6 protein-coding genes and 1 pseudogene are annotated in these 9,521 nt (G+C 41.6%); 1 reads left to right on the forward strand and 6 read right to left on the reverse strand.

The window, feature by feature from the left end:
- Positions 1-125: 125 nt before the first annotated feature.
- From IM500_RS02240 to IM500_RS02255, 4 genes and pseudogenes are all read right to left on the reverse strand, one after another.
- Positions 126-608 carry a S1 family peptidase gene (locus IM500_RS02240; RefSeq protein ID WP_242034771.1) on the reverse strand — a complete coding sequence of 161 codons (483 nt, stop codon included), beginning with the start codon at positions 606-608 and terminating at the stop codon, positions 126-128.
- Positions 608-1,195 carry a Uma2 family endonuclease gene (locus tag IM500_RS02245; RefSeq protein WP_190723746.1) on the reverse strand — a complete coding sequence of 196 codons (588 nt, stop codon included), beginning with the start codon at positions 1,193-1,195 and terminating at the stop codon, positions 608-610. The genes IM500_RS02240 and IM500_RS02245 overlap by 1 nt, the downstream gene beginning before the upstream one ends.
- Before the next feature lies 1 nt (position 1,196).
- Positions 1,197-1,301: pseudogene (locus IM500_RS02250) on the reverse strand (CU044_2847 family protein); the annotation flags it as partial.
- A gap of 12 nt (positions 1,302-1,313) precedes the next feature.
- Positions 1,314-1,547, reverse strand: coding sequence for a hypothetical protein (locus IM500_RS02255; protein WP_242034772.1), 234 nt, complete (start codon positions 1,545-1,547; stop codon positions 1,314-1,316).
- A 772-nt stretch (positions 1,548-2,319) separates the two neighbouring features.
- Here IM500_RS02255 and IM500_RS02260 point away from each other — a divergent pair.
- Positions 2,320-4,044 (forward strand): diflavin flavoprotein, encoded by a 1,725-nt coding sequence (locus IM500_RS02260; RefSeq protein ID WP_287737541.1) that lies wholly within the window; start codon positions 2,320-2,322, stop codon positions 4,042-4,044.
- A gap of 274 nt (positions 4,045-4,318) precedes the next feature.
- On the opposite strand, the gene ppk1 is transcribed toward IM500_RS02260, so the two are convergent.
- Both ppk1 and IM500_RS02270 read right to left on the reverse strand, forming a co-directional pair.
- Positions 4,319-6,487 carry a polyphosphate kinase 1 gene (gene ppk1 / locus IM500_RS02265; RefSeq protein WP_190723748.1) on the reverse strand — a complete coding sequence of 723 codons (2,169 nt, stop codon included), beginning with the start codon at positions 6,485-6,487 and terminating at the stop codon, positions 4,319-4,321.
- An 892-nt stretch (positions 6,488-7,379) separates the two neighbouring features.
- A partial coding sequence (locus tag IM500_RS02270) for a beta strand repeat-containing protein (protein ID WP_287737544.1) occupies positions 7,380-9,521 on the reverse strand: 2,142 nt, incomplete at its 5' end.

The following is a 9,521-nucleotide window of genomic DNA, read 5'->3' on the forward strand; positions in this document are numbered from 1 at the left end:
CCCGCTTGGGATTTACTTCGAGAAGCCCAAAATCGCTGAAACCCAGATAGATCAAGGAAAATCATAAATCGAGGTTAACCCTTTGTCCCGTAATGGTTTGAGCCTTTTTTGCTGACCGAAAACGCCTAAGTCCCACTAGCTAAAAAATTCGATTTATCAGTAGGTAATTTTTTGCAAGGATTATCATATTCAAGCTTATAATTAGGATAAGTCGAAAGCACATTTAAAGGCGCACTAACAGCAATTTTATCGGTATTAACATCAAATCCTTCTGGAAAATTCTTCTCTTTTTCTCTAGGAAATCCATAAACCGTTACGGAATTTAACCCAGCTTGAAAATTAACAATTTTCACAGGTTTAGCATTCTCAATCTTAATCTTGATAATCGCTATATCAACTTCTGGATTAGAATATTCTTTACACCATTGCGCCTCGTATTCTTTCCCTTGATAATTCACTATTAAACAGGGTAAAAGATAAATAACGTGATGACAAGTAATGAGATAACCATCTTCTCGAATAATAAACCCAGAACCCACTGTATCCCCTTTTTCATTGAGGATTTTAACCATTGATTCTTGTAGATAATCGAGATTTAATTTAGTCATTATTCTTCACTTAAATCAAAATTAATTCTTTGATAAATATCCAGCAATGACATTTGAAAATCAACAGAATGAAACCTTAAAACATCCTTGTCTGATTCAGATGCTTTAAATAACCATTCCCCATCATTTTGTCGATAAAATTGCTCAATATAATAACGGTATTGATCGATTAAAATATATTCCTTAAAACCAGGAATTGAGCGATAAAACTTAAACTTATCAGTGCGGTCATAATCTCGAGTTGATTTCGACAAAACCTCGACAATAATTAACGCATTAGTTACAGTGTTTGTGCCTTTTCCCTCATATAATGGCTTGCCTTTAATCACCATTACATCAGGATAAGTATAAAAGCGATATATTGGCATCCATAACCTTACATCACTCATAAAAGCCCAATAATCTTCATTATTAATCTTAGCTGGAAAATTTTTATAAAAATTACCAGCAATCAGATTATGATTAGTTGTTGCTCCCGTCATAGGAATAATTTCTCCATCCAGATATTCATTTTTGTATTCTGCTGTTTCTTCTAGGCGACAGTATTCTTCAGGTGTGTAATACTGTTTTTCGATTTGAACTTGCATACTAACCTCCTTTATCTTGGTTAAATTGCCATTCAATAGCAACTTTAATATTAGCTTGTGCTGAACCTTTTGTCACCAAAGGAATCCCCGTTTCACCCCCAACTTGTAACCCAAATTCTCAAGTAACCTTACTGGGTGGATTGCCTTGGGAAACTCCCTGTTTTATCAAAGTTAATAACAATTGTGCATATTCATTAACAATATTAGTAACTCCTGCTTGAAAATTTTTTGTTCTTTCTTCTATATCCTCGAAAAATCCTAATGCTTGCAATTGCTCCCTATCACTTTCTTCGTACTGCATATAAATTTTTGCACCATCGGAGGCTTGTATTTCTGTGGTTTTTATTGACATTTTATCCTAACCTCAATTTGTGGGAATTTAGCAGGGTAAGCGCATCTAAAAATGTAGCAAATTATACAGACATCTAAGACAAGTAATATGGTGTAGGCAAGGGGCATGGCAAATTTTCAGCCTTCCTTGTCTGAATCTGGCTGCTAGGAGATAATTCCTCTTGTTCCCCTAGATACCAGAATTGCTCATGTCCAAAGGATTTGCTCCCACACAGACTCAACCAACGAACCGTCGGAAAACCCTTGAGGCTCTAGCTCTGAGTCAGCGAGGTGATTGTTTTCATCGTTGATTTTACATTTTCTGGAGGCTTTTTCTGAGATTATTTGATACTCAATTGAATTGTAGCTAAAAGCTGATGGCGACAAAATATTAGTATTTCTTATCTAATTCTCTGTTCCCGCAGAAAAGCGCTCTCTAGTTGTCAAATTTAACTTGACTGGACTGTATAACAGCCATTTTCCCACACAGACCCCTAGAGAGCTTTTATCATAAAGATGAAGTATAAGCTAATTCGGTATCGACGATCGACTCCCACCTGAATCCTTACGATAACTGTTAAGTGGGTGGGTGTAATTAAATATAAGATGAACGTAGGTTGGGTTGAAGTATGAAACCCAACGCCCGATCATGTTACGCTACCGCTAACCCATCCTACAAATAATTGTGCCTCCCTACTTATAAGTAATTATTGAGAAAATAAATCTCCATACTTAATTTTCTCGTGGCACAATAGAGACAAAGTATAAAAAACTTAACAATAAGGAGAGGTTCGATGGTTGCTACACCAGTCAAAACAAAACGTCTCACCGTGCAGGTGGCCAATCTCACCGCAGACACTACCGCTATTCGTTCCCTCGATTGGGATCGCGATCGCTTCGATATTGAATTCGGATTACAAAACGGTACGACTTATAACTCCTATCTGATTCGTGGGGAAAAAATCGCCCTTGTGGATACCTCTCACGAAAAATTCCGTCAACTATATTTTGATAGTCTCAACGGATTAATTAACCCCCAAGAAATCGATTATTTAATTATCAGTCATACCGAACCCGATCACAGTGGGTTAGTCAGAGATATATTGCAACTCGCTCCCAATATTACCGTCGTTGGGTCGAAAGTAGCAATTCAGTTTTTAGAGAATTTAGTTCATCATCCCTTTCAACGTCAACTGGTCAAAAATGGCGATCAGTTAGACCTAGGCAACGGTCACATTCTCGAATTCGTTAATGCTCCTAACTTACACTGGCCCGATACTATTTTTACCTACGATCACGGTTCGGGAATTTTATTTACCTGTGATGCCTTCGGAATGCACTACTGTTCTGATGATCTTTACGATGAGCAATTAAGTGTTATTGAACCGGATTATCGTTTCTATTATGAATGTTTAATGGCTCCTAATGCTCGTTCCGTACTAGCGGCGATGAAAAGGATGGAACCCCTAGGTAATATTAATCTCGTGGCTAATGGTCATGGACCGTTATTAAAACATAATGTTACTGAATTATTGACCCATTATCGTGATTGGAGTCAGGCACAAACTAAGGCAGAAAAAACCGTTGCAGTTTTCTATGTTTCCGATTATGGTTATAGCGATCGCCTCTGTCAATCGATCGCCAAAGGTATTACTAAAACCGGTGTGGCCGTAGAAACTCTAGACCTGAAATCCGCCGACCCCCAAGAGGTAAAAGAATTAGCTTCTTCCGCGGTGGGAATCGTCATCGGTACTCCCCCCGTTTCTGGTATTCATGCCCAAGAAATTACGGGGAATCTAGGCACAATTCTCGCCTCGGTTAACCCCAAACAATACCTCGGAATGTTTGAATCTCAAGGGGGTGATGATGAACCGATTTTACCTCTATTTAATAAGTTTCGTGAAGTTGGCTTAACCAAAGCTTTCGATCCCATTCGTAGCGCGGAAACTCCTAACGAGAGTCTCTATCAACGCTGTGAAGAAGCGGGGACAGATATGGGACAACTATTAACCCAAGAGGTAAAAGTTAAACAAAGAAAATCCCTCGATACTGACCTTGATAAAGCCATCGGACGCATTAGCAGTGGTCTATATATTATTACCACCAAGAAAGGAGACAGAAGCGGGGCAATGGTCGCTTCTTGGGTGACTCAAGCAAGTTTTGATCCTCCCGGTTTTACCGTTGCTGTGGCCAAAGATCGGGCGATCGAGTCTTTACTGCAAGTGGGGGATCAATTCATTTTAAATATTCTGGAAGAAGGCAATTATCAAACCCTGATGAAACACTTTTTAAAACGTTTCGGACCGGGGGAAGATCGTTTTGCAGGAGTCGATACTCGCACGGCTAATAATGGTTCCCCAATTTTAGCCGATGCCCTCGCTTATTTAGAATGTGAGGTAGTTAGTCGTATGGAATGTGCTGACCACTGGATTGTTTACAATAAAGTCGCCGATGGTCGCGTTTCTAAACCTGATGGTTTAACGGCTGTTCACCATCGCAAAGTCGGTAATTATTATTAGGATTCTTGCTTGATTTGACTGGTTGAGAAAATACAGATCAAGATGCTTACTCTCAGCTTTTGAGATGGTTTAACCTCTCAACCAGTTAGTCATACTAAATCCGTTGAGTATAGGCTACATATCAGGAGAGGCAATAGGCACTCTTGCAATAGGCAAAAGGAGCAATAGATAATCAGTTTTTAATAACCGGATTTAGTATCACATCTGATCACTGATTACTTACCCACTGATAACTGATAACTGATAACTGATAACTGATAACTGATAACTGTTCCTATTGACTAACACCCGCAGATTTAAGGGCTTTTTCCATCAAAATTACATGGGTACTGCTTTCCTGTCCCTGGTTGGCAGCACGACGCTGAATATAACTGCCGTCGGATTGTAATTCCCATGCTTGCCGGTTATCTGACAACATAATGCCGAGAATTTCTTCCAGTTCCTTGGCGATCGCTGGTTCATCGATGGGTGTCACTGCTTCCACGCGACGAGTCAGGTTCCGCGTCATCCAATCGGCGCTACCAATATAAACCTCCTCCTGACCACCATTGTAGAAGTAAAAAATGCGGGAATGTTCCAAAAAGCGGCCGATAATGCTAATTACTCGGATATTTTCGCTCACTTCCGGCAATCCGGGCCGTAAACAACAGATACCACGAATAATTAAGTCAATCTGCACGCCGGCACGAGAAGCGGCGTATAAGGCTTCTATAATCGGTTTATCGACAATAGAGTTCATTTTTGCGACAATGCGCCCCGTACCGCCATTTTTACAGTTTTTGGCCTCGCGATCGATCATTGCTAACATCCGTTTTCGCAAACTCACCGGAGCAATTAAAAGTTTGCGGTAGGATTGCTGACGGGAGTATCCGGTCAGAAAGTTAAATAAATCGGTGATATCTGCCCCCAAATCCTCGCGACAGCTAAGTAAACCCAAATCAGTGTATAATTTAGCCGTTTTTGGGTTATAATTACCCGTGCCAATATGGAAATAACGACGGATTTTATCCCCTTCTTTTCTGACCACGAGAACCACTTTCGTATGGGTTTTTAGACCAACTAAGCCATAAACAACGTGAACTCCGGCTTGTTCGAGCTTTTTCGCCCAAGTAATGTTATTTTCCTCATCAAAGCGAGCTTTTAGTTCCACTAACGCCGCTACCTGTTTACCATTTTCTGCGGCTGCAATCAGGGAATTGACAATCGGGGAATCTCCGGAAGTACGATACAAAGTCATTTTAATCGCTAAAACATGGGCATCATGGGCAGCCTGGGCGATAAACTGTTGTACCGAGGCACTAAAGGAATGGTAAGGGTGATGAACGAGAATATCGTTATTGCGAATTAAAGTAAAAATATCTTCGCCATCCTGTTCTAGTATCCCGTCTTCGTTACCGTCAACTATTTCTCGCAATCCCTGTAAAACCGTTGGGGTGACAGGATTCCAAGGCGGATCTTTCAGTTCGGGACAGGGTAAAGACATAAAATAAAATAAATCTTTGTGTCCCAGCAGTCCATCCACATCGTAAACATCGATCTCCTCAAGTCCCAGATCGCGCATGATCCGGTTTTTAATATTGCTAGGAGTAGAACTGTGAATTTCCAGACGTACTGCCGATTTACCGATGCGGCGCTTGCGTACTTCTTCCTCGATCGCTAATAATAAATCATCGGCCTCATCTTCTTCGACGGAGATATCGGCGTTGCGCGTCACCCGAAAAGGATAACATTCTTGAATGATCATGCCGGGGAAAAGTGCCTCTAAATTGTGCATTACCACCTGTTCCAGAGGCACTCCCGTCCAAATCGAAGCTTTTCCGTCTTGGTGGCGTAATTCTTTGGATAATGCCAGAAAACGGGGGAAAACCTGCGGCACTTTCACCCTGGCAAATAGTTCTTTATCGGTGTCGGGATCGCGAACGACTACGGCTAAATTGAGACTAAGATTAGAAATATAGGGAAAAGGATGACTAGGATCCACCGCTAGGGGAGTTAAAACGGGGAAAATATTTTGTTCAAAGTAATCATGGAGATAATTGCGCTGTTCTTGATGTAAATCCACATAGTTAATCAGATGAATTCCCTGTTCTACTAAGAGGTTTTTCAGGGTGTGTTCAAAAAGATGATCCTGCTGTTGCACAAGGGGACGCAGACGTTTACTTATCTCGGTTAGCTGTTCCGAGGCAGTCCTGCCATCGGCACTTAAAACGGCTACATTTGCCTCTACCTGTTGTTTAAGAACTGCCACCCGTACCATAAAAAATTCGTCGAGATTGGCACAAAAAATGGCGGTAAATTTTAATCTTTCCAGTAGGGGAGTCCGAGGATCAAGTGCCTCATAAAGCACGCGATGATTAAATTCTAACCAGCTTAATTCTCGGTTAAAGTAATATTGCGAATCTTTAAGATCGATTTCGGAAGTTACGCTAGGAGCTTTAGCCATAGAGTCTAATACCTAAATAATAGATTAAACAGTTAGTAAGAAGCCACTTAAGCCTAAATTTGACTATTTTGGGCGTTTTTTTAGGCTACACTGCCCCAGATTAACCAAAGTTACCCCGATTATCTTGGATGCTAATCCTACTGATTCTAGCCTGACCGGGGAAAAAATCAATTTATTAAAAGGTTAAGAAATCAATCCCGACAGATCAAGGTTAAATTAATCTTTCAGTGAAATTAGAGTGCCAGGAAGAACAATAGGCATAATTTGCTGAGAATATCGTCTTTAAAGCCTTGCTTTGATTATAACACAAAGTCGAGCCGATTTGTTAAATATATCATCTCAAACTTAAGGCAATAAGCCGAATCAGAATATTTGATAAGGATGATGATTAGATTGCCAATTAATCATTAGTGTATATAGGGATTGCGGCAAAAAGTACGGGCGAAGCATTCGGGCAATAACCTATCGGTGAAACCGTAGATTTTCTATCCGAATGCTTCGCCCCTACAGGACGCGGGCTGATGAAGTGCCTACATTTCACATTTATTCAGCAAGCCCTAATTAATTCGTCAATATTTATTGACAGCTTCTCTTTGTCAATCAACTTACCAAACTTTAATCCTTAAAACTTTAAATCCAACTTATTTGTCTTAAAGTCCAGAAAACGGGTTTCTAAATAGTTTCTTGAAGAAACCCGTTTTCTAGGTGACCAGGGTTCATCATAATTGGCGGTTGTTGGGTTCATTTGAATTGTCCGCTTACTCCTAGGGTGTGAAGCGTGATAGCGTAACGCACCGATTTAATAATAGAGTTGGTGCGTTACGGCGGATTGTTGATGCGTGTTTTTTTGACGGAATTGTTAGCCGCCTAACGCACCCTACGCCTTAGACACTTAGATAAAGAAATTACCCACTGTCATGCTCCCTAAAGCTGGCAAAGTACCAGTAAATCCAGTCATATTTATTAATAAATCATTGCTGGATTGGAAGCCAGCCGTGCTATCATTAATAACGAGGTAAGTTCCAGCTATTGCACCGGTTGTTACCTGCACTAAGGCGGCACTATTAACCCCTAATCCTTGATTACCTGTAATCGCTCCATTAGCATCAGTAAATACCTGATTGATTAAATTCTGTAAAGTGGTGACAGTGCTATTAGCAGCACGACTGAAATTGCTAGGCGCACTCGTGGCGTTTCCAGCTTGAGTTAATAAGTCAATTTTATCACTATTGATGGCAAAATCTGTGATACGATCGCTTGTTGATATGGTAGATTGACCAAATTGGAAGACGAAGGTATCTGCACCTAAACCACCGGTTAAAGTATCAGCACCGTTAGCGCCATTGATTTGATTAATACCACTATTTCCGGTGATTTTATTGTTACCAGCGTTACCCGTACCATTAACATTATTACTGCTAATTAGTCTGAGGTTTTCCACATTGTTGGGTAAGGTGCGAGTAAGACTGGTTTGCCAAGTATCAGTAATGATAACTTCTCCTATTCCTCCTTCGGGATTGATGGTAGCATTAACCGGATTGGAGAGGGTGACGGTGAAGACTTCATCAGGTTCATTGAGGTTATCATTGAGGAGGGGAATGCTAATAGTAGCGGTGGCAGTATTAGCAGCAATGGTGATAGTTCCGGTTTTGCTAGTGTAATCTACATCGGCGGTAGCATCAATGGGCCCAGTGGTATAGTTGAAGCTAATTGGTTGCGGATTGGGGTTATCAACTGTGACGGTGAGGATGGCATTATTATCTAAGCCTTCGACCACGGTAATATTATTGATGGAGAGTTGGGAAAAGTCGTCATTATTAATTGTCCCCGTCACTGGGGTGGTGGTCCCAACTGTATAACCTGTCCCAGAAGCAAGGGTTAAAATAACGGTTTCGTCACTTTCTACTATTGTGTCAGGAGTGGGGTCAACTGTGACGGTAGCAGTCGCTGAATTAGCAGCAAAGGTGACGCTGGTGGGAAGTAAAGTGTAATCGTTTCCATTGGTTGCTGTCCCTTCAACTGTATAGTTGACGGTTAAGGGATTAGTTGTATCTCCTGTGCGGGTGAAAGTGTAGATGAGATTGCTTGTCCCATCTTCGGTAACACTACTGGGAGAGATAGCAAGAGTGATACTAGGTAAATCATCATTGGTAATTGTCCCGGTAACTGCGTCAGGAGTACCTATTGTATAACCTGTCCCGGCAGCGAGGGTTAACGCTACGGTTTCGTCACTTTCTACTGTGGTGTCAGCAGTAGGGTCAACGGTGACGGTAGCAGTGGTAGCATTAGCAGCAAAGGTGACGCTGGTGGGAATAGAAGTGTAATCGTTTCCATTGGTTGCTGTCCCACTAATACTGTAGTTGACGGTTAAGGAATTAGTGGTTACTCCACTACGGGTGAAGGTATAAATCAGATTTGTTGTCCCGTCTTCGGTAACGCTTGCGGGGGAAACTGCTAGGGTGACACTGGTATCATCGTTGGTAATTGTCCCTGTAACTGCGTTGGTCGTACCTATTATATAACCTGTCCCGGCAGCGAGGGTTAAAGCGACGGTTTCGTTGTTTTCTACTGTGGTGTCAGGAGTGGGGTCAACCATTACAGTCGCAATCGCAGAATTGGCCTCGAAGATAACGCTGGTGGGAAGTAAAGTGTAATCGCTTCCGTTGGTTGCTGTCCCACCAATACTGTAGTTGACGGTTAAGGGATTAGTTGTATCTCCTGTACGCATGAAGATGTAGATGAGATTACTTGTCCCATCTTCGGTGACGCTTGCGGGGGAAACCGCAAGAGTAACACTGGGAAGGGTGACATTGGTAATTGTCCCCGTCACTGGAGTGGTGGTCCCTACTGTATAACCTGTCCCCGCAGCAAGGGTTAAAATGACAGTCTCATCACTTTCTACTATTGTGTCAGGAGTGGGGTCAACTGTGACGGTAGCAGTGGATGAACCAGCAGCGAAGGTGACTGTATTATTAGTCCCTGTACGAGTGTAGTCGGTATTAAGGGTAGCTGTCCCTCCGAGGGTGTAATTGAC

The organism is Microcystis sp. M179S2 (assembly GCF_020245805.1).
GTDB classification, from domain to species: domain Bacteria; phylum Cyanobacteriota; class Cyanobacteriia; order Cyanobacteriales; family Microcystaceae; genus Microcystis; species Microcystis aeruginosa.

What these genes read in the sequence shown, in the direction of transcription:
- IM500_RS02240 (WP_242034771.1), bottom strand. Translation starts at nt 608, where the DNA reads ATGACTAAATTAAATCTCGATTATCTACAAGAATCAATGGTTAAAATC.
- IM500_RS02245 (WP_190723746.1), bottom strand. Translation starts at nt 1,195, where the DNA reads ATGCAAGTTCAAATCGAAAAACAGTATTACACACCTGAAGAATACTGT.
- IM500_RS02255 (WP_242034772.1), bottom strand. Translation starts at nt 1,547, where the DNA reads ATGTCAATAAAAACCACAGAAATACAAGCCTCCGATGGTGCAAAAATT.
- IM500_RS02260 (WP_287737541.1), top strand. Translation starts at nt 2,320, where the DNA reads ATGGTTGCTACACCAGTCAAAACAAAACGTCTCACCGTGCAGGTGGCC.
- ppk1 (WP_190723748.1), bottom strand. Translation starts at nt 6,487, where the DNA reads ATGGCTAAAGCTCCTAGCGTAACTTCCGAAATCGATCTTAAAGATTCG.